Annotated in this window: 26 protein-coding genes; 13 read left to right on the forward strand and 13 right to left on the reverse strand. The window is 43.3% G+C overall.

Annotation, left to right across the window (positions count from 1 at the left end):
- Window positions 1-8: 8 nt before the first annotated feature.
- Window positions 9-992, reverse strand: coding sequence for a UDP-glucuronic acid decarboxylase family protein (locus tag AAFN85_RS09105; RefSeq protein ID WP_347526846.1), 984 nt, complete (start codon window positions 990-992; stop codon window positions 9-11).
- A gap of 2 nt (window positions 993-994) precedes the next feature.
- A complete protein-coding gene (locus AAFN85_RS09110; RefSeq protein WP_347526847.1) occupies window positions 995-2308 on the reverse strand; it encodes a UDP-glucose/GDP-mannose dehydrogenase family protein in 1314 nt (437 codons plus the stop codon).
- A gap of 155 nt (window positions 2309-2463) precedes the next feature.
- On the opposite strand from AAFN85_RS09110, the gene AAFN85_RS09115 reads away from it, so the two are divergent.
- The 9 genes from AAFN85_RS09115 to hemH all read left to right on the forward strand — a co-directional run bounded on the left by AAFN85_RS09115 (window position 2464) and on the right by hemH (window position 10609).
- The gene (locus tag AAFN85_RS09115) at window positions 2464-3708 is read left to right on the forward strand and encodes a glycosyltransferase N-terminal domain-containing protein (protein ID WP_347526848.1); all 1245 of its coding nucleotides are present in this window, start codon (window positions 2464-2466) and stop codon (window positions 3706-3708) included.
- Between the two features lie 208 nt (window positions 3709-3916).
- Window positions 3917-4726 carry an alpha/beta hydrolase gene (locus AAFN85_RS09120; RefSeq protein ID WP_347526849.1) on the forward strand — a complete coding sequence of 270 codons (810 nt, stop codon included), beginning with the start codon at window positions 3917-3919 and terminating at the stop codon, window positions 4724-4726.
- Window positions 4727-4730: 4 nt separating this feature from the next.
- Window positions 4731-5354, forward strand: a complete 624-nt coding sequence (locus AAFN85_RS09125) for a lysophospholipid acyltransferase family protein (protein ID WP_347526851.1) — start codon at window positions 4731-4733, stop codon at window positions 5352-5354.
- Window positions 5355-5388: 34 nt separating this feature from the next.
- Window positions 5389-6015 (forward strand): lysophospholipid acyltransferase family protein, encoded by a 627-nt coding sequence (locus tag AAFN85_RS09130; protein ID WP_347526853.1) that lies wholly within the window; start codon window positions 5389-5391, stop codon window positions 6013-6015.
- A 3-nt stretch (window positions 6016-6018) separates the two neighbouring features.
- Window positions 6019-7107, forward strand: coding sequence for a glycosyltransferase (locus AAFN85_RS09135; RefSeq protein ID WP_347526854.1), 1089 nt, complete (start codon window positions 6019-6021; stop codon window positions 7105-7107).
- Complete coding sequence (locus AAFN85_RS09140; RefSeq protein ID WP_347526856.1) at window positions 7104-7748, forward strand: carotenoid biosynthesis protein; 645 nt, start codon at window positions 7104-7106, stop codon at window positions 7746-7748. Before AAFN85_RS09135 ends, AAFN85_RS09140 begins: the two co-directional genes overlap by 4 nt.
- Before the next feature lie 79 nt (window positions 7749-7827).
- The gene (locus AAFN85_RS09145; protein ID WP_347526857.1) at window positions 7828-8679 is read left to right on the forward strand and encodes a 4-hydroxy-3-methylbut-2-enyl diphosphate reductase; all 852 of its coding nucleotides are present in this window, start codon (window positions 7828-7830) and stop codon (window positions 8677-8679) included.
- A 30-nt stretch (window positions 8680-8709) separates the two neighbouring features.
- Window positions 8710-9381, forward strand: coding sequence for a fatty acid desaturase (locus tag AAFN85_RS09150; RefSeq protein ID WP_347526859.1), 672 nt, complete (start codon window positions 8710-8712; stop codon window positions 9379-9381).
- Between the two features lie 214 nt (window positions 9382-9595).
- Entirely contained in the window at window positions 9596-10609 is a 1014-nt protein-coding gene (gene hemH, locus AAFN85_RS09155; RefSeq protein WP_347526861.1) for a ferrochelatase, read from the forward strand.
- 84 nt (window positions 10610-10693) lie between these two features.
- Here hemH and crtD read toward each other — a convergent pair whose 3' ends face one another.
- The 7 genes from crtD to AAFN85_RS09190 all read right to left on the reverse strand — a co-directional run bounded on the left by crtD (window position 10694) and on the right by AAFN85_RS09190 (window position 16445).
- Window positions 10694-12169 (reverse strand): 1-hydroxycarotenoid 3,4-desaturase CrtD, encoded by a 1476-nt coding sequence (gene crtD / locus AAFN85_RS09160; protein ID WP_347526862.1) that lies wholly within the window; start codon window positions 12167-12169, stop codon window positions 10694-10696.
- A 112-nt stretch (window positions 12170-12281) separates the two neighbouring features.
- Window positions 12282-13172, reverse strand: a complete 891-nt coding sequence (locus AAFN85_RS09165; RefSeq protein WP_347526863.1) for a LysR substrate-binding domain-containing protein — start codon at window positions 13170-13172, stop codon at window positions 12282-12284.
- A 10-nt stretch (window positions 13173-13182) separates the two neighbouring features.
- The gene (locus AAFN85_RS09170) at window positions 13183-13965 is read right to left on the reverse strand and encodes a hypothetical protein (RefSeq protein ID WP_347526864.1); all 783 of its coding nucleotides are present in this window, start codon (window positions 13963-13965) and stop codon (window positions 13183-13185) included.
- Between the two features lie 72 nt (window positions 13966-14037).
- Window positions 14038-14817, reverse strand: coding sequence for a hypothetical protein (locus AAFN85_RS09175; RefSeq protein ID WP_347526865.1), 780 nt, complete (start codon window positions 14815-14817; stop codon window positions 14038-14040).
- Window positions 14818-14889: 72 nt separating this feature from the next.
- The gene (locus AAFN85_RS09180; RefSeq protein ID WP_347526866.1) at window positions 14890-15135 is read right to left on the reverse strand and encodes a type II toxin-antitoxin system HicA family toxin; all 246 of its coding nucleotides are present in this window, start codon (window positions 15133-15135) and stop codon (window positions 14890-14892) included.
- 16 nt (window positions 15136-15151) lie between these two features.
- Complete coding sequence (locus AAFN85_RS09185) at window positions 15152-15358, reverse strand: 2-oxoisovalerate dehydrogenase (protein ID WP_347526867.1); 207 nt, start codon at window positions 15356-15358, stop codon at window positions 15152-15154.
- 79 nt (window positions 15359-15437) lie between these two features.
- On the reverse strand, window positions 15438-16445 hold the full coding sequence (locus AAFN85_RS09190) for an aspartate-semialdehyde dehydrogenase (RefSeq protein ID WP_119409192.1): 1008 nt from the start codon (window positions 16443-16445) through the stop codon (window positions 15438-15440).
- A gap of 611 nt (window positions 16446-17056) precedes the next feature.
- Between AAFN85_RS09190 and AAFN85_RS09195 the strand changes: the two genes are divergently transcribed.
- The 4 genes from AAFN85_RS09195 to AAFN85_RS09210 all read left to right on the forward strand — a co-directional run bounded on the left by AAFN85_RS09195 (window position 17057) and on the right by AAFN85_RS09210 (window position 20676).
- Window positions 17057-18010 (forward strand): NAD-dependent epimerase/dehydratase family protein, encoded by a 954-nt coding sequence (locus tag AAFN85_RS09195; protein WP_347526868.1) that lies wholly within the window; start codon window positions 17057-17059, stop codon window positions 18008-18010.
- Window positions 18011-18216: 206 nt separating this feature from the next.
- Entirely contained in the window at window positions 18217-18942 is a 726-nt protein-coding gene (locus tag AAFN85_RS09200; protein ID WP_347526869.1) for a YebC/PmpR family DNA-binding transcriptional regulator, read from the forward strand.
- Window positions 18943-19060: 118 nt separating this feature from the next.
- Complete coding sequence (locus AAFN85_RS09205; protein ID WP_347526870.1) at window positions 19061-19276, forward strand: DUF2442 domain-containing protein; 216 nt, start codon at window positions 19061-19063, stop codon at window positions 19274-19276.
- A 110-nt stretch (window positions 19277-19386) separates the two neighbouring features.
- A complete protein-coding gene (locus AAFN85_RS09210; RefSeq protein ID WP_347526871.1) occupies window positions 19387-20676 on the forward strand; it encodes a hypothetical protein in 1290 nt (429 codons plus the stop codon).
- A 32-nt stretch (window positions 20677-20708) separates the two neighbouring features.
- On the opposite strand, the gene AAFN85_RS09215 is transcribed toward AAFN85_RS09210, so the two are convergent.
- The 4 genes from AAFN85_RS09215 to AAFN85_RS09230 all read right to left on the reverse strand — a co-directional run bounded on the left by AAFN85_RS09215 (window position 20709) and on the right by AAFN85_RS09230 (window position 24855).
- Window positions 20709-20876 carry a hypothetical protein gene (locus AAFN85_RS09215; RefSeq protein ID WP_347526872.1) on the reverse strand — a complete coding sequence of 56 codons (168 nt, stop codon included), beginning with the start codon at window positions 20874-20876 and terminating at the stop codon, window positions 20709-20711.
- A 125-nt stretch (window positions 20877-21001) separates the two neighbouring features.
- Window positions 21002-21799 carry a prolyl oligopeptidase family serine peptidase gene (locus AAFN85_RS09220; RefSeq protein ID WP_347526873.1) on the reverse strand — a complete coding sequence of 266 codons (798 nt, stop codon included), beginning with the start codon at window positions 21797-21799 and terminating at the stop codon, window positions 21002-21004.
- A 91-nt stretch (window positions 21800-21890) separates the two neighbouring features.
- Entirely contained in the window at window positions 21891-23243 is a 1353-nt protein-coding gene (locus AAFN85_RS09225; RefSeq protein WP_347526874.1) for a glucoamylase family protein, read from the reverse strand.
- A gap of 130 nt (window positions 23244-23373) precedes the next feature.
- Complete coding sequence (locus AAFN85_RS09230; protein WP_347526875.1) at window positions 23374-24855, reverse strand: RagB/SusD family nutrient uptake outer membrane protein; 1482 nt, start codon at window positions 24853-24855, stop codon at window positions 23374-23376.
- Between the last annotated feature and the right edge of the window lie 3 nt (window positions 24856-24858).

Below are 24858 nucleotides of genomic sequence, written 5' to 3' on the forward strand. Positions count from 1 at the left end.
ACGGTTGCTTATTTATTGTAATAAGTGAAATCTTTGTGATTTATTTCTTTCTCGGGCAATGATTTAAAGTACTCGTAAGTGATCTTTAAACCCTCGCTCCTTGATACCTTCGGCTCCCAGCCTAAAATGGCTTTGGCTTTGGTAATATCCGGTCGGCGTTGTTTGGGATCATCTGTTGGTAACGGCAGGCTGATCAGTTGTTGATCGGTACCCGTTAATTTGATGATCTCCTCGCCAAATTCGCGGATAGTGATCTCATCAGGGTTACCAATGTTTACCGGCTGCGCGTAATCGCTATGCAACAGGCGATAGATACCTTCGATCAAATCATCTACATAACAAAACGAACGGGTTTGTGAGCCATCGCCAAACATGGTTAATGATTCGCCCCTCAAAGCCTGACCAATAAATGCCGGTAATACACGACCGTCATTCAATCGCATCCTTGGGCCATACGTATTAAAGATCCTCACAATGCGGGTTTCCAAACCGTGGAAGGTGTGGTAAGCCATAGTGATAGCTTCCTGGAAACGCTTGGCCTCATCATAAACCCCACGTGGCCCAACCGGGTTCACGTTGCCCCAATATTCTTCGGGCTGCGGGTTTACGTTCGGGTCGCCATAAACTTCGGATGTTGAAGCGATGAGCATCCTTGCTTTTTTCACCCTCGCCAGACCAAGCAAGTTATGTGTTCCTAACGAACCAACTTTCAAAGTTTGGATTGGGATTTTAAGATAATCAATAGGGCTTGCAGGCGAAGCAAAGTGCAGGATGTAGTGCAAATCGCCTGGTACAAACACAAACGTTGACACATCATGATTGTAAAACTCAAAATTTTCAAGTTTAAACAAATGCTCAATGTTCCTTAGATCACCGGTTATAAGGTTATCCATGCCAATAACATGATAATCTTCCTTAATAAATCTATCGCAAAGGTGCGATCCTAAAAATCCGGCAGCGCCGGTTATCAGTATTCTTTTACGTTCTCCCATTATTAACTAACTATTTTACGACCGATGCTGTTATAATAAAAACCGTGATCTTTCATTCTGTCCAGATCATAAAGGTTACGTCCGTCAAATATAACAGGCGCGTTTAATTTTTCCTTCATAAAATCAAAATCAGGTGTGCGGAATACCGGCCATTCAGTAACAACCAGTAAAGCATCGGCACCGTCAAGCGCCGAATACCTGTCTTTAGCGTAAGAGATCTTATCGCCCAAAAGTTTTTTAACGTTTGGCATACCTTCAGGATCGTAAGCTGTAACGGTTGCACCGGCAGCTATCAGATCTTCAATGATGTACAAAGCAGGTGCCTCGCGGATATCGTCGGTTTCTGGTTTAAAAGCCAATCCCCACAGTGCAAAATGCTTACCTTTTAAGCCATCAACACCATAATGTTCGCGCAGTTTAACAACCAAACGTTTCTTCTGGGTTTCGTTAACTTCCATTACAGAGTTAAGGATCTTGAAGTCGTATTTATTTTCTTCGGCAGCTTTTGCAAGCGCCTGAACATCTTTAGGGAAGCAGCTGCCGCCGTACCCAACACCCGGGAACAGGAAGCGTTTGCCAATACGGGCATCGGCACCAACACCTTTACGTACCATATCCACATCGGCCCCAACAAGCTCGCACATGTTAGCGATCTCGTTCATGAAAGTGATTTTGGTAGCCAGGAATGAATTGGCAGCGTATTTGGTTAATTCAGACGAACGCTCGTCCATATATAAAATAGGGTTACCTTGGCGCACGTATGGAGCGTACAAGTCGCCCATAATGGTGCGGGCTTTTTCGTCCATAGTACCAATAACTACCCTATCAGGTTTCATAAAATCTTCAACCGCTACACCTTCGCGTAAAAACTCTGGATTTGATACTACCGCGAAAGGTACATCGGTATTGGCTTTCAATACAGCGGTAACCTTATCAGCAGTACCTACCGGTACGGTTGATTTGGTTACGATAACTTTATACTCTGTAATTAATTTGGCAATGTCTTTAGCGGCACCAAGCACGTAGCTTAAATCGGCAGCGCCATCGGCACCCGGAGGGGTTGGCAATGCTAAAAATATAACTTTTGCAGGTGCGATGGCTTCGGCAAGATCGGTAGTAAAAGTTAACCGTTCCTGTTTTATATTACGGTGGAATAACAGATCAAGACCAGGTTCGTAAATTGGCATTTCACCATTACGCATTTTATTAACCTTTTCTTCAACTATATCCACACAGGTTACTTCGTTACCTGTTTCGGCCAGACAAGTTCCGGTAACCAATCCAACATAGCCGGTACCAATTACAGCAATTTTCATAGTGTTTTAGCGTTTTTTAATTTAAAGGTAAGCAGTTTCTTATAAGATTAAGCATGAGTATAATTACACCAACGGGCAGGCTGTAAAAACTATTATTGTAATTATTGTTGTTACTTTTATGCCCGGCTAAGGTAATCATTCATACTATTAAATTGATGTTGTTATACAATATAGGTATCAAATTATATTCCTTTTTTGTGCTTGTTGCTTCATTATTTAACAATAAAGCAAAACTTTGGGTTCAGGGGCGCAAAAACATAACGTTTATACGTGTTGAGGGTAGTATTTGGTTTCACTTCTCCTCACTTGGCGAGTTTGAGCAGGGCCGCCCAATACTGGAGGCTATGAGGAATTTGCACCCCACAAAAAAAATAGTAGTTACCTTTTTTTCTCCTTCGGGGTACGAGATCAGAAAAAATACCCCACTGGCCGATTACGTTTACTACCTCCCACTCGATACCCTCGGTAATGCCCGCCGCCTTATAGATGCCATCAACCCCGAGATTGCCATTTTTACTAAATACGAATACTGGTACCACTTTTTTAACGAGGCTCATAAACGCGATATACCTTTATATATAGTATCGGGCATATTCAGGCCGGGGCAGGTATTTTTCAAATGGTACGGTGGTTTTAACCGCAGGATATTGAAACTGGTATCGCATTTTTTTGTGCAGGATGAAGTATCAAAACAATTATTGCAAGGCATCGGCATTACAAACGCTACCGTAAGCGGCGATACCCGCTTTGACCGGGTTTGGGCCAACGCTCAAAACCCAAAGGCGTTGCCGCTGATTGAGCAATTTAAAAACGGGCAGAAACTGTTTATCGCCGGCAGCACCTGGCCACAGGATGAGGCATTGCTGGCCAAACTTGTAACTGATTACCCGGATTGGAAATTCATTTTCGCCCCGCATGAGATCCCGGAGGAGAAGGTGAACGCATTGATGAATTTATTACCGGAGGGAACGGCTATCCGGTTCTCGGTTTTGAAGTCCAAAGTCGAAAGCCAAAAGTCAGAAACAGGTAACCAATCTCTAAGCTCTAACCTCCAATCTTTAATTATCGATAACATCGGTATGCTCTCATCTCTTTATGCTTATGGCGATATAGCTTACATAGGCGGGGGATTTGGTATTGGCATCCATAATACTTTAGAGGCCGCGGCATTTGGATTGCCTGTTATTTTTGGGCCTAATTACCAGAAATTTAATGAGGCTAAAGAACTGATCAAACTTAAAGCTGGCTTTAGCATCAGTAATGAGGCTGAATTGAAAGGCATTGTTGAAACTTTGGTTACTGATGAAGGCTTTTACAGTTTTACCCGCAAAAAGATATTGAGTTATGTTGAGGAGAATGTGGGGGCTACGGAGGCGATAATGAAGCATATTGATCGATAAAATAGCAGCTACCTAATAAAAATGTCATTTCGATACGAGGAACGAGTGAGAAATCTTATACGCCCGGACAAACGGCCTTGCATAGCGTTAATGCAGGGCGTACAAGATTTCTCTTTCGCCCCGGTGCTCAATCCTACCCTCTGCTCTATCGAAATGACATTTTCAATAATTACTGTTGCACAATACATAATTTATTAATATTGCCTTAATGGGTTATTTACATCTGCCCGGCTTGGGCAAAGCGCATTTTCATGAATATGGTACCGGCGGGAAGCCCTTGCTGGCCTTTCATGGTTATGGCATGACTGGCAAACAGTTTCACGTACTCGAGCAATCCATCATCCCTCAATACCACATATACGGTTTCGATCATTTTTTTCATGGCGAGAGCAGGCTTGATGGCTGGACGGAGCAGCAGATCCTGACCGGCATGCCCAAAGCCATGGTGCGGAATTACATGGAAGAGTGGTTTGAGCTTTACGGCAGACAGCGTTTTTCAGTAATGGGTTATTCCATCGGTGCCAACATCGCCTTGATTTTAGTTGAGGAATATGCTGATCTGATTGATGAAGTGATACTAATGGCACCCGATGGCCTTGCTGTATTTAAAGGTTTTCATTTTATACTGCACAACAAGCTTGGCCGTGGCATATTCCGTACGGCTACCAAAAGCAAATGGCTTGCACCCTTCATTATCAAAAGCTTAAAAAAGCTTCGTTTTATTGATGAAAGCCTGTACACCATAGCCTATAATGAAATTGACACCGAACAAAAACGGTTGGATACATATTATACCCTAAATTTGATCCGCCTGCTGAAGCCTGATGTAAAACACATCGCACAGCAAATTAATCAGCATAAAATAAAATGCCTGCTGATATTTGGTAAGCATGATCAGTTGTTTCCCAAATCGGCAGCGATGCCTTTTTTAGGCATGTTGGATAATGCCGAAGTGCATGAGGTTGAACTTGGGCACTGGTTGGTTACCAAAGCATTGGATGAGTATTTAGTTAAGTAGAAAAATGGTTCCGTCGCGCAAAAAGAAATTCTGGAGTAAATTATATATCACTTATGTGCGGTGGTGGATAAGCCGCAATTTTAAAGAGGTTAATGTACAGACTTTTGAACCACGGCCCGGTCATTCGGTACTATTACTAAGCAATCACTTTAGCTGGTGGGATGGCTTTATAGCTAACTGGACGGCTGTTTTTAATCTCAAGAAGCAATATTATGTAATGATGCAGCAGGATCAGTTTGATCAAAGGAGTTACCTGCGTTACATAGGTGCTTATTCTATCCAAAAAGCATCGAGGGCGATGCTGGAATCACTCACCTACTCTGCCGGAATATTGGACCAGCCGGATAACCTGATCGTGATCTTTCCGCAAGGCGAACTCTATTCCAATCATGAAACGCACATTCATGTGGAGAAAGGCGTGTACAAACTGATGCAGCAGGTTAAAGGCCCTTGCCAGGTAGTGTATCACTGTATTTTGATTGATTACTTTGAAAGCCTGAAACCGAGGGCCTATGTGCACTTGTTTGATTTAGGCGTAGCTAACGAACTTACTTTCGATCAGTTGAAGGAAAACATCAACGCTGCCCATCAACAAGCATTGAAAAATCAGATCAATATGGAGCACTAATTCCCGTTGCCATACCATACATTCGTGTCAAGATATGATCCGCAACCAAAACAACTATTTCCTGAACCGCATAGTTCACTATTACATTAAGCGAATAGTGAGGCGTGAATTTCATGAATTGTTGTTTGATAATATCCCTGTTGACCCTAACAGATCGATATTACTCATCGCCAACCATTTCAGCTTTTGGGATGGATTGATTTTGTACTGTATTAACGATACCCTGCTGAAGAAAAAACTCCATGTGATGATACTGGAAGAAACTTCCCGCAAAGAAAAGTTTTTAAAATATGTAGGCGCTTTCTCGGTAAAAAAAGATTCGAAAAGTATCGTACAATCGCTTGATTATGCGGCCGAATTATTGAACGATCCGGCAAATTTGGTTTTGATGTTTCCGCAGGGTAGGCTGTATGCCAACTTTGTTACAAACATAAATTTTGAAAAAGGCGTTATGAGGATAATTGAAAAAGCGGAAGGAAATTTTCAATTACTTTTCGCTTCAACTTTTATTCAGTACTTTAAACATAAAAAGCCAACGGCAACCGTTTATCTTAAAAACGAAACCGGAAATTATTCGGGCAAGGATGTAACAGCGCTGCAACAGGCTTACCAGCAACATTTTGAGGCATCAAAAGCACTCCAAACCGAATTTGATATATAAAGCGTGACAATAGCCATATTAATAACCCTATTTTTTATCATTATCCGGTTTGCAGTTACGCTGTTTAACTACATCTCCAACCCTAAACTGCCGCATATTGGCAAATATTACACCGATAAAGTATCCATTCTGATCCCGGCGCGCAACGAGGCCGGCAATATCCTGCCCCTGCTACAATCCATCCATCAGCAGGATTATAAAAACTACGAGGTTATTATTTATGATGACGACTCGAGTGATGATACTTACCGGGTTTGCTCGGAATTTGCAGCTACCCATCCCCTATTCAAAGTTATTAAAGGCACCAAACTTCCCGAAGGCTGGATAGGGAAAAACTACGCCTGCCACCAATTGGCCAAACAGGCCACTGGTCAATACCTGTTGTTTTTAGATGCAGACGAACAGGTAGATGTAAAACTGATCAACAGCGCCGTACACCGCATGCACCTCCACCAGTTGGGCTTGCTGAGCCTCTTCACCAACCAAACTATGCTAACCCTGGGCGAGAACGCTGTGGTGCCGCTCATGCATTACATATTGCTTAACCTGCTACCGCTGCGTTTGGTATTTCTGGTAAAAAATGCTTCGGTTGCTGCTGCAAGCGGACAGTTTATGCTGTTTGATGCTGCCATTTATCATAAACATCAATGGCACAAGGCAGTTAAAAATAAAGTTGTAGAAGACGTAGAGATCATGCGCCTCATCAAAGCTGAAAACTATAACGGCGAAGCCCTGCTGGCCAATGGCATGATCAGTTGCCGCATGTACCATGGCTATAATGAAGCCATCAACGGCTTTAGCAAAAACTTCCTGGCGGCGTTTAACTACAGCATTATAGGCTTCCTGATATACATTACGCTTATCATCGGCGGGCCTATTTTTATTTTAGCCACACTTAACCTGCCACTCATACTGTTTACCGTTGGACTTATTTTGCTAACTCGGATCATGATCTCCCTTTCGGCACAGCAAAATACAGGGTATAATATTCTGCTTCACCCTTTTCAAATGTTTAACTTGCTGGTGGTAGCCATTGTATCTGTTCAGAAACATCTTACTAAAACTACCAGCTGGAAAGGGCGCAAAATATGAGTACACTGCTCTCAAATAAAACGAGGATTTGCGTAATTGTGATCCTGCTGTTTCATTTGGTGGGGCTTATCGGGTTTATTATCCCTTCGCTAATAGTATTGTTCATGGCTTTGGTTCATTGGCATTTATTGTTGATGCTGGGCGTGATCATTTATAGTCATGACGAACGGGATAATAGGTTTTTCCTCTTTGCGCTGATCATCGCCACTGCCGGATTTATTGCCGAATGCGTTGGTGTGCACACCGGTTGGCTATTTGGCAATTACAACTATGGCGGTACTTTAGGTTCAAAACTATTTGAGGTGCCTTTGATGATAGGCGTAAACTGGTTCTTGCTGATTTATGCGACCGGAGTTACTTTAAAACGGAGCCGGATAGGTAATAAATATTTAAGGGTGATAATAGGAGCCGTTATCTTAACCCTGCTCGATGTATTGATAGAACCCATAGCCATTCGCTTTGATTACTGGCATTGGACGGGAGGCATCATCCCCATAAAAAACTATTTATGCTGGTTTTTGGTAAGTGCAGTATTGCTTTTCATTTTTGAGCGGTTTGACTTTAAGCGACAGAGCATAGTCGCAGCTGTTTTATTTGTAACACAGTTTGTGTTTTTCGCGGTATTGAATTTTGTGTATTAAAAAAAGCGCAATCCAATCAATTAAAAATCGACCCTCACATTACCACCATCCATTTAAAATGCTGTAAATTTGCAACACCATGGGAGATTATCAGTTAAAGGTTACTATCGATCAAGATTCGGGCTTTTGTTTCGGAGTGGTTTACGCTATTGATATGGCCGAAGAGATTTTGGAAGAGGATGGCTACCTGTACTGCCTGGGCGATATTGTACATAACGACGAGGAAGTTGAACGCCTGAAAGCCAAAGGTCTGCGTATTATTGAGCATACCGCCCTTAAAGATCTTCACAACGAAAAAGTGCTGATCCGCGCTCATGGTGAAGCGCCGGATACCTACCGTACCGCTTTAGAGAATAATATTACCCTCATTGATGCCTCATGCCCGGTAGTGCTTAAACTGCAAAACCGTATCAAAACATCATACGATGCTAAAGAGAATATCCTGATCTTCGGCAAGCATGGCCACGCAGAAGTAATTGGCTTGGAAGGTCAGACTAACAACGAGGCCATCGTTTTCCAGGATATTGCCGAGTTGGATAATATCGAGCTGCCGCATAACATTACCCTCTACAGCCAAACCACCAAGAGTATGGAGAAATTCTACTCAGTAAAAGATGAACTGATTGCCCGTGGGTATGATCTGAAAGCTAACGATACCATTTGCCGCCAGGTAAGCAACCGTGATAAAGACCTTCCCAAATTTGCAACCCGCTTTAATAAAATAGTTTTTGTGTCGGGCAAAAAATCATCAAACGGCAAGGTGCTATTTGAGGTGTGCCGCAAGCATAACCCGGACACTTATTTCGTATCATCGGTTGATGAGCTGGATAAAAACATGTTTGCACCAAACGATACCATCGGTATTGCCGGCGCTACCTCCACACCTATGTGGCTGATGCAGGAAGTAAAAGCCGCCCTCGAAAATTTTTAACAGCACGCTTTTTGCTGGTTAATTAGCCACATGCAAAAAAAACCTTCACATACCGGTTTGTTTGTAGCCATGCTGGTTATAGGATGCTGGGCAACAAGCATTGTTTTGCTCATGCAGTGGCATTTCAGCTTCAGTAACCCTCTTGTTTATTTAATGATATTAGTGCAAATGCACCTGTACACCGGCCTGTTCATCACTGCTCACGATGCCATGCACCATACTGTATCGCCTGTAAAAAGTGTAAATGATTTTGTGGGATACCTGTGTACTTTCCTGTATGCATCGTTCTGGTATCCGCAACTATACACCAAACACCACCTGCACCATAGCCACGTACATACCGCCGATGACCCGGATTATCATAGCAGTGGTTTTTGGCGCTGGTACGTACAATTTATCCGCAATTATCTTTCAGTATGGCAAATAGTGGTGATGGCTGTTCTATTCAATATATTAAAGCTTTGGGTCCCGCAGCAAAACCTCATCATGTTTTGGGTTTTGCCATCCTTACTTAGTACCTTGCAGCTATTTTACTTTGGAACTTATCAGCCCCATAAGGGCGAGCATGATAACAAGCACTTTGCCCGGAGCCAGCCGCGGAATCATTTGGTTGCTTTTTTTAGCTGTTACTTTTTCGGGTATCATTATGAGCATCACGAAGCGCCGGGTGTGCCGTGGTGGAAGTTGTGGAGAAAGGTCTGAACTGGGTAATTAAATAAGGCGTCATTGCGAGGTACGAAGCAATCGCATGGAGGCAGGTCCGCCCTGTATAGCTCGCGATTGCTTCGTACCTCGCAATGACGTGAAGTAGAAAAGCGCTTCTTAATAATCATCCCATCAAGGTTCACAATTTTGTAATTTGTGACCGCCATCACAATTCCCCATCCATTTTTTGCTACTTTTGTGCCTGATAATTATGGCTAAAAAAGGAATTTTACTGGTTAATCTGGGCACGCCGGATAGCCCCTCTGCAGCAGATGTTAAGCGTTATCTCGACGAATTTTTGATGGACCCACGGGTTATTGATATCAACCCGATAGCTCGTACACTTTTAGTAAGAGGGATCATCACCCCATTCCGCTCACCAAAATCGGCTAAATTATACCAGGCCATCTGGGATCCTAAAACCGGCTCCCCACTTTTACATTATAGCCTTTTACAACAGAAAGGCTTGCAGGAACGTCTTGGTGATGAATACATGGTTGAGTTGGCTATGCGCTACCAAAAACCATCTATCGAATCGGCTTTGGAAAGGTTAAAAGCATCCTTAGTTGAAGATATCCAGGTTATCCCGATGTTTCCGCAATATGCTTCGGCAAGTACAGGTTCGGTTTATGAAAAGATCATGGGCCTGGTTGGGAAATGGCCAACATCGCCAAATATCAGCTTCATCAACTCCTTTCATGATAACGAACTGATGATCGAAACTTTTGCCGATAATGCGCTGAAATATAATCCTGAGACTTATGATCACGTATTGTTCAGTTTCCACGGTTTGCCGCAACGTCAGTTGGTTAAGGCCGATCATACACACAACCATTGCCTTAAATCATCAACCTGCTGCGAAACACTTACCGATGCTAACAGGTTCTGTTACTCAGCACAATCGCACCATACGGCCAAACTGATTGCCGAAAAACTGAATATCCCGAAAGAGAAATATACCATCTGCTTCCAATCACGTTTAGGTAATGATCCATGGGTACAGCCTTATACCAGCGAAATTGTAGCTAAACTGGCTGCTGAAGGTAAAAAACGCCTATTGGTATTTTGCCCTGCCTTTGTTGCCGACTGTCTGGAAACCATTTACGAGGTTACGACCGAATATGGAGATGAATTTAAAGCCTTAGGCGGCGAGCATGTGCAGTTGGTGGAGAGCTTGAACGATTCGCCTAAGTTTATTGAGGCTTTGGCTGGGATGGTGAAATAAAGCCTTATATTATATTAAGAAACGTCATTGCGAGGAACGAAGCAATGACGTCTTTTTTTATTCACCGGCGCCAACTCTGTAACTTTACTCAATCATCTCGCTCACTATCTTCGCAGATAACAAACAAAGCGGAATCCCTCCGCCCGGATGCACACTTCCTCCGCAAAAATACAAACCCTCAACTTTTGACGACTTATTAGCATGTCTCAAAAAAGCCGCGAACTGGTTATTTGAGCTTGTACCATAAAGCGAACCCTGGTACGATGAGGTGCGACTTTCAATGCGTCGCGGATCGAGGATACTTTCGCTAACTATCAATTTGCTTATATCTTCATTAAGCAAGCGGCTTAACTTAATTAGTATGTTTTGCCGCGCTTCGGCTATAAGTTTATCCCAATCCTGTCCTGTATTGGCCGGTACATTGATCATCGTGAACCAGTTTTCACACCCTTCTGGCGCGTCGTCAATTTTATATTTCGAACTGATGTTCAGATATACTGTAGGATCGTGGTAAATACTTTTATCCTTCCAGATAGCATCAAACTCGGCCTTATAATTGGCACTAAAAAAGATGTTGTGCAGATCAAGCTGCTCAAACTGCTTTTTTATCCCCCAATAAAATATCAATGCAGAACTGCTACGTTCCTGGCTTAGTATTTTTTGAGGTTTTAGTTGGGGATATTTATTGAGCAAACGGTGGTAGGTAAACCATACATCCATGTTGGATACTATCGTATCAGCTTTATTTACCTCGCCGTTTACCTTAATACTATTCACAATCCGGCCATCTAAAACTATCTCATCAACCGACGTATTATAATGAAACTTTACGCCTAACTCCTCAGCCAATTGTACCAGACTATCGGTAATGCTGTACATCCCTCCTTCCGGAAAATAAGCACCAAAATGCTGTTCCAGATGAGGAATTACGTTTAGCGTGGCCGGGGCACTGTAAGGGTTTGAACCATTGTAAGTAGCATACCTGTCAAAAAACTGCACCATGCGGGCATCCTTAAAAAAGCTTTCATTAGCCTTATGCATGGTACGAAAAGGATCGATCTTCCCGAACGTTAATATCGATTTGAAAGTATCCCAACGCAAATACGTTTTGAGTAAATGCAGTGAGCGTTCAAGGAAAACGTGATTGGTGATATTGTAGATAGTGCTGCTATTTTTTAGATAATGTTTAACAGCACTTTCGGCTTCATCCGTTTGCTTGTTAATCTCGGCTGAAAATTTGTCAACATCGGCATAAGCAGTTAACCGTGTGCCGTCTTCATAAAAATACCGGCAAACCTCATTTAATTTCTGATATCTAAAATATTGCGATGGTTCTTTACCTGCCAGCCTGAAAAGCTCATCCACATATTGCGGCATAGTGAACAAACTTGGCCCGGCATCAAAGCGATAGCCATCCTGAGTAAACTGGCTTAGCTTGCCGCCCGGATAACCGTTGGCTTCATAAACTTCAACCCGGTAACCTTTTACTGCCAACCTGATGGCCGTTGCAACGCCTGCAATTCCGGCACCGATGATTAAAACTTTTTGGGGAGATGGCATGAACCTTGATTTGTTGATTTGAGGATTACCTTGATGTTTCAAACAGTCTCGCCTTGAAAAAAGTTTAGGATAAACGCTATATCAGGAAATCCTTTAATCAAGCGCATCATGGTCAATGCTGCGATGCGAAATTGATAAAATTACTCGTCAACCCGTAATCCTCAGTCCCTTTCCGGCGGATAAAAAAGAAATCGCGTGTGATCTTCAGTCCTTCAATAGGTACCTCTACCAGATCACCCTCGGCCAGTTGACGGATGATAGATGGGCGCGGCATAAAGCCCAGGCACTGATCGGCCAGGAGGAAATTCTTTAAAGCCTCGGTACCACCTAAGCGGATCTTCACAGATAGATCGGCCGGCTTAATATGTAAAGCCGATAGTGATTTTAATACCGCGTTTAAAGTGCCAGATCCTCGCTCACGCACTGCAAGCGGCGTTTTAACAAACTGCTTCAAGGTAAGCGATTTACCTGCCAGCGGACTTTTAGCCGAACATACCGGGATCACCTCATCACTCATAAAGGGCGTGTAAGATACTGTGGTGAGCTTATTATCAACCTCAATAATACCTATATCAACCTCATGATTAAGCAGCGCGTTCAATATGTATTCGCTATTGCGGTTCACCAACTGCACATCAACATTGGCATACTCTCGCTGAAAACCCGATAATATCGATGGTAAAATATATAAGGCGATGGTAGTACTGGCTCCCAACCGCAAATGCCCCGCGGCTTGCGATAAGTTACTTAATACAGATAGGTCGTATTCAATCTTCCGCTCAATTTCGGTAGCTTGCAGCAGGTACTCGTTTAATTTGTTACCTGCTTCAGTTAATAAAATGCTATTGGCTTTACGTTCAAAAAGGGGCACCTTATACTGATCTTCCAAAGCCTTTACGTGCTTACTAATGGCAGGCTGCGTAATAAAAAGCACCTGCGCGGCCTTACTGAAACTCAGGTTGGCGGCAACTTCCATAAATACGCGATGGGCAAATGAGATCATGTGGGCAAAGTTAATTTTTTACCCGCTCAAAATACTTACCGGTGAATTTATAAACGATATAGTCGCGGGTAACTTGTCGTTTCGCGTTAACTAACGGACTATGGATGCTTTGTGTTTTGGCATCGTAATAAATAACCGGGATCACCTTCATATTAACTACCGAAAGGAAATCGTAGTCGAAATATATCTTACTATGCAAGCCTGTAGGGGTTTTAACCAACAGTACCGCACCGTTCAATTTACCGTTCTCAATTGCAAAAAACTGAACTCCCTGGGTAGCATCAATACTTGAGCGCACCGAATTATAGGCCGCAAGATAATAGGTTTTGCTACCAGAGCTTAAGGTGTAAATTTTTGAGTACCAAAAAACCGGGTTATGCTTCTTCCCTACCGAATCCATTTTAAGCGAAGACGATACTTTGCCGTTCACCTTTATTTGCAGCACATTATCAAAATCATAACCTGCCGAACCTAACCGGGTATCCCACGAATAAGTACGAAACAAACCATCGGCAGAAGTTGCAATTACCACCCGCTCCTTTTTCAGTTCGGTAAAAGGATAACTTATGGTTTCGGGATATTTGGAGGTATAGTACTTCAATTTAAAGCCGAAGATCTGGTTCATTTTCTGCAATGAATCAATAGCTTTCCACTCTTTTTTGTGCGAGCCGTAGTAATTTACCCGTTTAAAAATCCGGAGCAAATCGGCCTCAATAGCCTGCGGAGTTTGCGCAAACAAATTAGCTGAGTAAAAACAGCAAAAGAAAACAATTATAAACTTAAAGGTTTTCATCGGTAAACAAGATACGCAAAAAAAGCAATTTGCGCGGATATTTGGCAATAATCGCCGCCAGTAACCTGTTTTTTAGCTTTTTATTTTTTCAAAATACTGTCCGTTAAATTTATAGTTGATCAGCTTTTTGGTTACCTTGCCTTTTGCCTCAACTAATGGGATATGGATTATTTGGGTAGCCTGATCAAAAGTGATGGTCGGGCGTTTTTCAAAAGCGATATCTACTACGGAGAAGAAATCATAATCATAGTAGATCTTACTTTTCAGACCAGAGCCTGTTTTAATGATCTCTACATCGTCATTCAGCTTTCCGTTTTCAATATCAAAAACTTTGATCCCCGTCCCGGCATCTTTAGTTGAATAGATAGTGCCATAAACAGCCAGGTAATAAGTTTTGCTGCCCGCTTTAAAAGTATACAGGTTGGTATAAAAAGGAATATAAGTTTCCTGGCTGCCGGTAAGCAAAACCGATTTGGTTTTAGTCCCAATCTTGTATTGCAGCACGTTTGAAAAATCGCGCATAGTGCCTCCCTGCCAGGTATCCCACGAGTAGATCCTGAATAAACCATCTACAGATGTTAACATATCCAAATGCTCTTTTTTCAACGAAGCAAAAGGCTGGGTTATTGAAGCAGGATAACTCTCGGCGTAATTTTTCAGTTTATTGCCAAACTCATCGTTGGCATCGCCAAGTGCATCGCTCGCGGCATCGTCGCCGTTATCTTGCTTTTGATGCCAGTATTCTATTTTTTTAAATGATTTAAGCAGATCGGCTTCAACGGCCTGTGGTGATTGGGCGAAAGCCGAAACAGCCAAACAGCATAGAAAAAATAATGTATTTAAAGTTTTCATGTTAAATATTGCTGCATAAAAATAGGGATAGCCTAATGATTATCCCTATCAAAAAATTTCGTCAATAAAATTTCAAAGCTTGCTAATTATATCATCCTTGTTGATTTTTAACTGCTCGGACACATCATTAATAATCGCCATAAGTGTTCCCAGTTTGATAGGATCATGATTTGGAACGGTAATACTTTTAATACCGTCATTAAGAGATATTGACAACCTGATATGGCTTCCTGTTTGTCGTACTACTGCGTAACCATACTTCGATAAGACTTTGATCAGATCTTTCCCTGATACATTGCGAGGCGCTTTAGGAGACATATTTGTTTCAGGAAATTCAAACGGTAATAACTTCCTCTTTTACAAAATGCAAGCGAATCATCTTCGGCAATTTATCTTCATCAAAATGGCAATGGACTGCATCCCGGATATTAGTTTTAAGCTCATCCAGCGTATCTCCCTGGGTAAAAATAGATTCGCCCATCGCACGGGCATTGTATCCCCCTTCTATCGCATCTTCAACAAGGAAAAATATTTCGTTCATACTCAAATTTAAGAATATTATCCGCACAAAAAAAGCCCCGTAGCTTGCACTACGGGGCTCGTTAATAATTATATTCTGCTTACGCCTCAACCGGCTGACCGATCAAATGCTGGGCAGCCAAATACTCAGCAATTTGCACTGCATTGGTAGCAGCACCTTTACGCAGGTTATCTGATACTATCCAGCAGTTCAGGGTATTATCCTGAGTTTCGTCGCGACGGATGCGGCCTACAAACACCTCATCTTTATCGTGCGCGTCAAGCGGCATTGGATATTTCAGGTTAGCAGTATCATCAACCACAACAATACCCGGCGCGTTAGCTAAAAGCTCACGTACTTCGGCAAGGTCAAAATCGTTAGCAAACTCAATATTAACCGATTCCGAGTGGCCGCCCATAACCGGGATCCGCACAGTAGTAGCGGTAACTTTGATGCTGTCATCGCCCATGATCTTTTTAGTTTCGAGGATCATTTTCATTTCCTCTTTTGTATAACCGTTTTCGGTAAATACGTCAATCTGCGGGATCACGTTCAGGTCGATAGTGTAAGGATACACTTTCGGTCCGTCAACACCGTTACGCTCGTTAAACAACTGATCAACAGCTTTAACACCTGTACCGGTAACTGATTGGTAGGTTGAAACTACCACCCTTTTAATTTTATATTTATCGTGCAGCGGTTTTAAGGCCACTACCATTTGTATAGTTGAGCAATTTGGGTTGGCAATGATCTTATCTTCGGCAGTTAAAACATCAGCGTTAACTTCAGGAACAACCAGTTTTTTGGTTGGATCCATGCGCCATGCCGATGAGTTATCAATAACAGTTGTACCAGCAGCCGCAAATAATGGAGCTTGCTGTAATGAAGTGCTTCCGCCGGCCGAGAAAATCGCTACGTCCGGCTTCATCTTAATCGCATCCTCAACAGAAACCACCTTAAATTGCTTACCCTTAAAAGTAATTTCTTTACCAATACTTTTTTCTGAAGCTACGGGAATTAATTCTGTAACGGGGAAGTTGCGTTCTGCAAGAACCTGCAACATTTTGGTGCCTACTAATCCTGTAGCACCTACTACTGCGACTTTCATTTTTAAATTGTTTTTGAATGTATCCGGACTGCTTCACAGCGGTCCGTTTTTATTTGATTTATGTGTTTTAAAAGTTAAACCCTCAAATATGCACATTTTTTTGGTATCGGAGAAATATTAAGTCTATGGTTTTGGTGGGGATTAGTGAATGGTTGATTGGGTTGGATTAGGAGAGTGGTTGTTTTGTTTTTGGGGTTACACAGATTTTGAACCGCTGATGATTTTGATTGCGTTGATTTCGCTGATTTTTTGTCTGAACTCGAATTTGGGGGAATTAAGGAATTAGACAGAATGCCGAGCAAATTCAATAAATTCTCAAAATTCATTAAAAATCGGGTTCAGACAAAATCACAAATCCGAATTAATCATGGCGTTACCTCCGGCCCGCGCTATCCGCTCATACTGCACGGGCATTAGCCACAAGGCCGGTATCCGCTACTATCGCTAACGCAGTTTTCGTGAACATTAAACAAACCACTAAACAAAATCGGTGTAATCCCCAAAATCAAATCAATCATTATAATCACCCCAAAAAGAAATCAGCGCAATCAACGCAATCAAACATAATCAACGGTCAATTTCCTACCTTTGCCCCGTAAAACTCAAAATTGATGAGCGAAAAGATTTTAGTGATCGGGGCTAACGGACAAATAGGCACCGAACTGGTAATGGCTTTGAGAAATATACATGGGGCCGAGGCGGTTGTAGCTTCGGATATCAACAGCCCTACCTATGCTATGCGCAGCAGCACAGGCCCGTTCGAACTGGTGAACGTGCTTGATAAAGATAATCTGCACCACATATTTGATAAACACCGCCCAACGCAGGTTTACCTGTTAGCGGCTATCTTATCGGCCGTAGGCGAACAAAAACCCAAAATGGCCTGGGATCTGAACATGACCGGCCTGCTGCATATCCTCGATTTTGCGGTAGAGTTTAAGGTGAGTAAAGTTTTCTGGCCAAGCTCGATAGCCGTATTCGGTCCGCATTCGCCGCAGCATAATACGCCGCAGTATTGCGTAATGGATCCTAACACGGTTTATGGTTTCAGTAAACTTGCGGGCGAGCGTTGGTGCGAATACTACTTTAATAAATACGGGCTGGACGTACGCAGCATCCGTTACCCCGGCCTGATAGGATGGAAAGCCAATCCGGGCGGCGGAACTACCGATTACGCGGTACACATATTTCACCAGGCTTTAAAAACCGGCAAATACGAAAGCTTTTTGACCGAAGGTACTGCCTTGCCCATGATGTATATGGACGATGCTATCCGCGCTACTATTAGCCTAATGGATGCCCCGGCCGAAAAGATCAGCATCCGTTCATCATATAATTTAGCAGGTATTAGTTTTACTCCCGAGCAGTTAGCAGCCGAGATCCAGAAACTGATTCCCGGTTTTGAGATCAGCTACAGTGACAACGACCCGCGCCAGGCTATTGCCGATAGCTGGCCCAAATCGATAGATGACAGCTACGCTCAAAATGATTGGGGCTGGCAGTTGGAGTATGATCTACCTAAAATGGTGGCTGATATGCTGAGCAACCTGAAAAACATCGTTTAAGATAGGTAAAAGGGTAAAGGCGAAAGGTTAAAGGTTTTTATCCGTATTCAATTTAAGGTTTAAAACGAAAGTACAAAGGTTAAAGGTTTTTATCGGCCTTTAGTTAAACAAATATTATATTTACAGCCTTGCTTTTTATGGCAAGCGCTTGTGAAACAACAAGGTTGATCCATGAACCATCAACCACGAACAATGAACTAAAACACATGGGAAGAGCATTCGAATTCCGTAAAGAAAGAAAATTTAAGCGCTGGGCCAAAATGGCGGTGCAGTTTACCCGTTTAGGTAAAGAGATTGTGATGGCTGTTAAAGCCGGCGGCGGCGATGTAAACACCAACTCGCGCCTGCGTACAGCCGTTCAAAACGCCAAAGCCGTAAACATGCCTAAAGACCGTGTTGAGGCCGCTATTAAACGTGCATCAAGCCGCGACGAAAAAGACTACGAAGAACTTGTTTACGAAGGTTATGCCTCATACGGTGTTGCTGTACTGGTTGAAACCGCTACCGATAACACCAACCGTACCGTTGCCAACGTACGCAGCTATTTTACTAAATACGGCGGTTCGTTAGGTAAAACCGGTTCACTTGATTTTATATTCACCCGTAAATCAGTTTTCACCTTTGAGCCTGGCGACCGTGACCTAGAAGAATTGGAACTGGAACTGATTGATGCAGGCTTGGAAGAAATATTCGTTGAAGCCGACGAAAACGGTAATGACGTAGCCGTGATCCATACCGCTTTTGAAGATTTTGGCAAAATGCAGAAAACTTTGGAGGAGATGGGTATCGAAACCAAATCGGCCAAGTTAGAGCGTATCCCACAGTCATTCCACTCAGTAACTGAAGAGCAGGTTCCGGAGATCATGAAACTGATTGATCGTTTGGAAGAGGATGACGATGTGCAGGCGGTTTACCATAACATGGCGGAATAAGCCCTGAAATTTATACCAACTCGTCATTGCGAAGTACGAAGCAATCTCACGCAGGCAGGTCCGCCCTGTATAGTTCGCGGTTGCTTCGTACCTCGCAATGACGGTTTAATTAAATAATATGCCACTACTAAACACACGAAAAGGCGAACGTAAAGTAAAGGTAACTTTTGCTAACGGTCTGCTTTTTGTTGAGAGTGATGGCGGCAAACCACAGGCTTTCCCACTGGAATGGTTTCCCAAATTGCTTAACGCAACCGATGAGGAACGTGAAGACTGGAGCCAGACCGAAAAAGGCATCAGGTTTAATAAACTGGATACTGACGTAACGCTCTGAGTGAAACTCAAGACGGCAAGAGTCAGGAAGCAAGAAAAAGAGTCAGAAAATAAGATTAAAACCTCTTCTGTCTTACACTCTTGATTCCTGATTCTCACATCTAAACAAATATGGTTTTTGAAGATTTTTTTAAGAAGAAAAGAATTGATCTGGCAGCCTTACAACAGGATCAGCCCGCTTTGTTTTCTGAATTTCAAAACCATTTTGAGCAGATGGGCGAAAAAAGCTTCGACCATACCAAAAAGTACTGGTTCAATAAACTGCGCCGCCAGTTCCCTATCCCGGTTGAGGTAAAAACCGAAAAAGTACATATCAAAAACCCACTGGCCGAGCAAACCATTACCGAAAGTTTGGTCGAACCCGGTACAGCCTCCAAAGTTGGCTTTACGCCTAAATTCCGCGCCCCGGTTACCGCTAAGCCAACACCCCCTGCTGAAGAGCCTAAGGAACAGGTTACAGAACCAACCACTGCTGAAACACCCGATACCGAAACTACAGCTAAACCGGCATTTAAGCCGCGATTTAACCCGGCAATGGCGAAAGCCAAACCAACGGATAGTGAAACACCTTCACAGGAAACACCAGCCGAAGCCAAAACCGATACCCCGGCATCAACAACCGAGACACCAGCAACTGCTAAACCAGGTTTCAAACCTCGCTTTAACCCGGCCATGGTGAAACCGAAGCCTGCCGAAGCGGAAGCATCAACAGAAAATAAAACCGAAGAAATCACTACTGAAGCGCCACGAACAACTGAAGAAAAACCAGCGCCTAAAATGGGCTTTAAACCGCGCTTCAACGCCGTGGCCATGAAGCCTAAACCAGTGGAAGATGCTCCGGCTAAAGAAAAAATCGACGACCCAGTAGCTGAAGCACCTCAACCCGCCGAAGAGAAACCTGCTCCGAAAATGGGCTTCAAACCACGCTTCAATGCAGCGATGGTTAAACCCAAACCTGCTGCTGAAGAGAAAGCCCCGATTGTTGAAGATAAAAAAGAGGACACACCTGTTGAAGAGCCTCAAGCACAAGCCACAGAAACTCCTGCGCCAAAATTAGGTTTCAAGCCGCGTTTCAACGCGGCAACCATGAAGCCTAAGCCTACCGAAGAGGCAACAGCCCCCGTTGAAGAAAAAAAGGAAGAACTCTCCACGGAAGAGCCTCAAACAATAGCTACAGATACTCCGGCACCCAAACTAGGCTTCAAACCACGTTTTAACGCGGCTACAATTAAGCCTAAACCGGCAGTTGAGAACGAGGCACCAATCGAGGAGAAAAAGGATGAGCAGCCCACACCGGAAGAGCCCCAACCACCTGCAGCTGAAACTCCTGCACCTAAACTTGGTTTTAAACCGCGCTTTAACGCTAAAACTACTCCTAAGAAATCTGAGGGAGAAGAATAATATTTTTCACTGTCACGATCTCTGGTCGAAGTTTAGCGATAGCGTAACTTCGTCCTAAACTGGCGGAAGCATTCTGCTTCCGGGGCTAAATACAATAACCACTCCAGCACTTTAAAATACTTTGTCATTTCCCCGCCGTTGTTGGTGTTGTCACCAACAACTTCTGTTAACGAAAATCTTTTGTTGAGCACTAAATCCATGACGCATGGCGCAGAGTTGTTGGTGACAACACCAACAACGGCTCCGAGTTAAGCTGAAAGCTTAACACAGTAAGGGTCGAAGTTACACTATCGCTAAACTTCAACCAGTTTCCGATTTTGCTATTTTACTTACTATGCGAAAACAGCCAATGCAACAGATCAGGCTCTTTAAAAGCATTATCCCAACTGTTATGGCCAACGCCCGGATATAAAGTAAACCGTGGGTTCCCTCCTGCCTCCTTGATAGCATCTACGATAACCTGCGAATGATCTGCCGGGACTACCGGGTCATTATTGCCATGGAAGATCCACAACGGTACTTTCTTGGCATATTTTTTAGCGTTTAACGTATTATCGCCACCGCAAATAGCAAACGCCGCTGCGAATACCTTAGGCTCGCGACCAATGATCTCGAATGTGCCCATCCCGCCCATACTCAGGCCGCCTACATACACTTTGTGTTTATCAACAAAAGGTTTATCTAAAAACTGCTCAACCAGGCCCATCAGCATTACCATGGCCATGGTAGGTGGGGCATCTTCCTGAAAAATGAATTTGCGCTTATTAGTTGCCGAATCAGTTACCTGTTTAACATTACTCCAGTAGCTTTTAGCCGGGCATTGAGGAAAAACTACAATAGACTCGTACATCTCTCTCACGCTATCCTGCAAAAACCTTTGCGCGCCATAAGCCAACTGCGATTCATTATTGTTACCACGCTCGCCCGAGCCGTGAAGTACAAACACCAGGGGGTACTTTTGTGTGGGATTAAAATGCTTTGGGAATAATATGCGATATGGTAGTGTATCTACCTTAAAAAGAAAACTGCCTCTATCATACGACGACACATTTTGGGCCCCGGCAGAGAAAGAGAATGCTAAGAATAAGCTTAGCATTGCTATAGTGAGTATTGTTTTGATCATAGATAAAAGGTTAAACTGTTTTCGCACAGATTTAGTGTACGAAAACAAATTTAACCTCTTTAAGCACCTTTTGTTTATTTTTTTGGTCGATTTAATTTTTGGCGATAGCAGGGCTTTCAAAACCCAGCTTTTTCAAACCACCCTGAACTTCAGGACAGCTCATAAAAAGTTTCCAAAGTAAACCGGTACGATAGTTCTCGATCATTACAATGATCGGCCCCTGATCGATTGCCAGGTACGAATTAGCATACCAGTTATGCGATTCGCTGAAGGCGTCAGTAAAACCGTATTCGCCCCAGATCTTATCGCCAAGATCATAGTAAAAATGGCGTAAGGCTTTCATTGAGTACTCCGGAGTGTATGGAAATGCAGATAGCGCGGCCGTTGGTGTGATCACACCCAGGTCATTGTTTGGCGCATGGGCATTATAACCTTCGTAGTTATCGCTGGCGGTTAAGCCCCAGCAGTTTTCGCCGTAGCCTTTGTATTTTTTAGGATTATCAACGCAGTAAGCATGGTTAATAAGCGTATGGTTTCTGTTCTGCTCCCAGTAATCAGCATACTCATCCTTTAAACCTTTTGGGTTTAAACCCAAAAACGAGTATTGCGAAAAGAACAACGGACCACCATAATCAAACCCTAAAGGCAATTTAAAACCATAATAAGTTTTACCGTTTTTAAAAAAATCGCTTTGCGCCCAGCCACGGTGATATACATCGGCACTAACAGGGTAACGATCTGCCGAAGCGGCTAATACATAGGTGATCAAACACTCGTTAAAACCATGGATAGGGAAGTTCATGGCCCAGCCATTGTTAGGGCTCCAGTGCCAGTATAAAGCATCACGACCGTCGCGGGTAAACCAGTTCCATTCCATATCGCCCCACAAACCGTTGATCATACCCCGGATGGTATTTTCTTTCGGGTTATCGGCATTAAAGTACTGCCTGGCGCACAAAAGCCCCTGGAACAGATAGGCAGATTCAACAATATCAGCGCCATCGTCCTTACGGCCAAAACGGATCACTTTACCGGTTTCGCCGTTTAACCAGTGTGGGAAAGCTCCGTGAAACTCATCGACCTTGCTTAAAAACCTCACGATCTTTAGCATCCTGTCAACCGCCTGCTCGTGCGTGATCCATTTACGGCTATCGGCTACAATTAATGACATTACACCAAACCCCGAGCCGCCGGTGGTTACCACTTCATCACCATAATCAAATGATTTATTGCTGCGCTCTCGGGCCAAGCCGCTTACCGGGTGACCGAAATCCCAAAAGTATCTGAAGGTCTGGCGCTGCACCACATCAAGCAAGGCACTATCCGTAAGGTTTTTGATAACACCTACCGGTTTAATGCCATCCTCGGCCTTTTTGGTTTGCTTTTGGGCAAAGCCAGAAAATGTAAGTAAAAGCAGGATCGGGGTAATAAATAGTTTTTTCATAAAGCTGTTTTATCTCACCATTAAAAATGATGCTTTGTAAAAACAAACGGATAAAAAAGAGGCTGCCTGTAAACCCAACAAGGCAACCTCATAATCAATCAACTGTGAATATTATAAACAGGGGGATTAATTAATAACCCGGGTTTTGTGTTAAAGCGCCACCGCTCAGGTCAATTTCATTTTGTGGCACGGGCCAAACTTCGTTTTTGCCTGCTTTGAAGCCACGTGAACCAAACACGGCCGTACCTCTGCCCTGGCGGATAACGTCGAAATAACGTTCAAATTCCATAGCCAGCTCAACACGTCTTTCCTGATAGATAGCAGTACGTAAAGTAGCCTGATCTGTTGTAGTTACTTTAGGCAAGATTGCGTTGTTACCTGCACGGGCACGAGCGCGAACTAACTCCAATGGAGCAATGGCCGCTGCCGAATTTCCAAGCTCATTATTAGCCTCAGCGTTCATCAACAAAACATCGGCATAACGTAATACAATTTTGTTTTGCTGGCAACCTTCGTTAAAACCAGAAACATACATGCTGAATGGAACGTATGATTTTTGGTTATACATCGGGTTATCACCTGTAGCCGGGATCTTATCGCCCTCCGGAGTAGTTTCACCTCTGAAGATGATTGTAGCATCCCTGCGTGGGTCGCCGGTTTCGTAAGCTGCCGCTAAGCCTGCGCTTGGCACGTTAAAGCCCCAGCCGCCACCGGTTGAACCACGTACACCCTGTACCTGCGAGTATTGCGAGTTTGATGCATCAGGGTTGTTAGGGATCAAAGCACACTGAATTTCAAATATCGATTCCTGATTGTTTTTATGATTAGTGCGGAACATTTGCTCATAATCAGGGAACAACGAATAGCCCATTGCCATTACCTGGTTGGTGTAGGTTAATACATCAGCCCATTTTTTCAGGTACATGGCTACTTTAGCGTGTAATGTAACAGCTGCACCTTTTGTAGCATGGCCAATATCGGCAGCGCTATAAGTTTGAGGTAAAACGTTAGCTGCATCGGTCAGGTCGGTTTCAATTGCAGCCCATACCTGCTCTTTAGCAGTACGGGGCAGGTTATATTCTGATGCATCTTTAGGCAAAGTTAAACGCAAGGGCACATCGCCAAAAGCCCTAACCAACCTGAAGTATGAATAAGCACGGATAAATTTAGCCTCGGCCAGGTAACGTGCTTTCAAAGTTTCATCCATAGTAATGCCCGGTACATTGGTCAGGATCTGGTTAGCAAAATTGATATTTTGATACTGAGATTTCCAAAAACCACCTAACTGTCCATCACCAGCGGTAATAGTAAAATTGTGATAATCGTTAAAGAACGTAGCATCACTGGCGCTACTACCTTTTTCCACATCGTCAGATCCCATACTCTCGATAGCGATAGGCGGGAAAGCAATATTGTTATACTCCCTGAGGTTAGCATACATAGCGCTAACCGCTTTGGTAGCATCATCCTGAGTTTTAAAGAATTGAGTTGCCGCCGTATTCTGGGCCGGATCAACATTTAAAAAGCTTTTTTTACAGCTTTGAAACGATATGATTGAAATGATAAAGCCTAATACAAAAACCTTATACAAATATTTTTTACTGTTTTTCATCTT

The organism is Mucilaginibacter sp. CAU 1740, from assembly GCF_039839285.1.
Classification (GTDB): Bacteria; Bacteroidota; Bacteroidia; order Sphingobacteriales; family Sphingobacteriaceae; genus Mucilaginibacter.

Bases quoted from the DNA above. Each gene is read 5' to 3' on its own strand.
- AAFN85_RS09105 (WP_347526846.1), bottom strand. From the start codon at position 992: ATGGGAGAACGTAAAAGAATACTGATAACCGGCGCTGCCGGATTTTTA.
- AAFN85_RS09110 (WP_347526847.1), bottom strand. From the start codon at position 2,308: ATGAAAATTGCTGTAATTGGTACCGGCTATGTTGGATTGGTTACCGGA.
- AAFN85_RS09115 (WP_347526848.1), top strand. From the start codon at position 2,464: ATGTTGTTATACAATATAGGTATCAAATTATATTCCTTTTTTGTGCTT.
- AAFN85_RS09120 (WP_347526849.1), top strand. From the start codon at position 3,917: ATGGGTTATTTACATCTGCCCGGCTTGGGCAAAGCGCATTTTCATGAA.
- AAFN85_RS09125 (WP_347526851.1), top strand. From the start codon at position 4,731: ATGGTTCCGTCGCGCAAAAAGAAATTCTGGAGTAAATTATATATCACT.
- AAFN85_RS09130 (WP_347526853.1), top strand. From the start codon at position 5,389: ATGATCCGCAACCAAAACAACTATTTCCTGAACCGCATAGTTCACTAT.
- AAFN85_RS09140 (WP_347526856.1), top strand. From the start codon at position 7,104: ATGAGTACACTGCTCTCAAATAAAACGAGGATTTGCGTAATTGTGATC.
- AAFN85_RS09145 (WP_347526857.1), top strand. From the start codon at position 7,828: ATGGGAGATTATCAGTTAAAGGTTACTATCGATCAAGATTCGGGCTTT.
- AAFN85_RS09150 (WP_347526859.1), top strand. From the start codon at position 8,710: ATGCAAAAAAAACCTTCACATACCGGTTTGTTTGTAGCCATGCTGGTT.
- hemH (WP_347526861.1), top strand. From the start codon at position 9,596: ATGGCTAAAAAAGGAATTTTACTGGTTAATCTGGGCACGCCGGATAGC.
- crtD (WP_347526862.1), bottom strand. From the start codon at position 12,169: ATGCCATCTCCCCAAAAAGTTTTAATCATCGGTGCCGGAATTGCAGGC.
- AAFN85_RS09165 (WP_347526863.1), bottom strand. From the start codon at position 13,172: ATGATCTCATTTGCCCATCGCGTATTTATGGAAGTTGCCGCCAACCTG.
- AAFN85_RS09170 (WP_347526864.1), bottom strand. From the start codon at position 13,965: ATGAAAACCTTTAAGTTTATAATTGTTTTCTTTTGCTGTTTTTACTCA.
- AAFN85_RS09175 (WP_347526865.1), bottom strand. From the start codon at position 14,817: ATGAAAACTTTAAATACATTATTTTTTCTATGCTGTTTGGCTGTTTCG.
- AAFN85_RS09180 (WP_347526866.1), bottom strand. From the start codon at position 15,135: ATGTCTCCTAAAGCGCCTCGCAATGTATCAGGGAAAGATCTGATCAAA.
- AAFN85_RS09185 (WP_347526867.1), bottom strand. From the start codon at position 15,358: ATGAACGAAATATTTTTCCTTGTTGAAGATGCGATAGAAGGGGGATAC.
- AAFN85_RS09190 (WP_119409192.1), bottom strand. From the start codon at position 16,445: ATGAAAGTCGCAGTAGTAGGTGCTACAGGATTAGTAGGCACCAAAATG.
- AAFN85_RS09195 (WP_347526868.1), top strand. From the start codon at position 17,057: ATGAGCGAAAAGATTTTAGTGATCGGGGCTAACGGACAAATAGGCACC.
- AAFN85_RS09200 (WP_347526869.1), top strand. From the start codon at position 18,217: ATGGGAAGAGCATTCGAATTCCGTAAAGAAAGAAAATTTAAGCGCTGG.
- AAFN85_RS09205 (WP_347526870.1), top strand. From the start codon at position 19,061: ATGCCACTACTAAACACACGAAAAGGCGAACGTAAAGTAAAGGTAACT.
- AAFN85_RS09210 (WP_347526871.1), top strand. From the start codon at position 19,387: ATGGTTTTTGAAGATTTTTTTAAGAAGAAAAGAATTGATCTGGCAGCC.
- AAFN85_RS09215 (WP_347526872.1), bottom strand. From the start codon at position 20,876: ATGGATTTAGTGCTCAACAAAAGATTTTCGTTAACAGAAGTTGTTGGT.
- AAFN85_RS09220 (WP_347526873.1), bottom strand. From the start codon at position 21,799: ATGATCAAAACAATACTCACTATAGCAATGCTAAGCTTATTCTTAGCA.
- AAFN85_RS09225 (WP_347526874.1), bottom strand. From the start codon at position 23,243: ATGAAAAAACTATTTATTACCCCGATCCTGCTTTTACTTACATTTTCT.
- AAFN85_RS09230 (WP_347526875.1), bottom strand. From the start codon at position 24,855: ATGAAAAACAGTAAAAAATATTTGTATAAGGTTTTTGTATTAGGCTTT.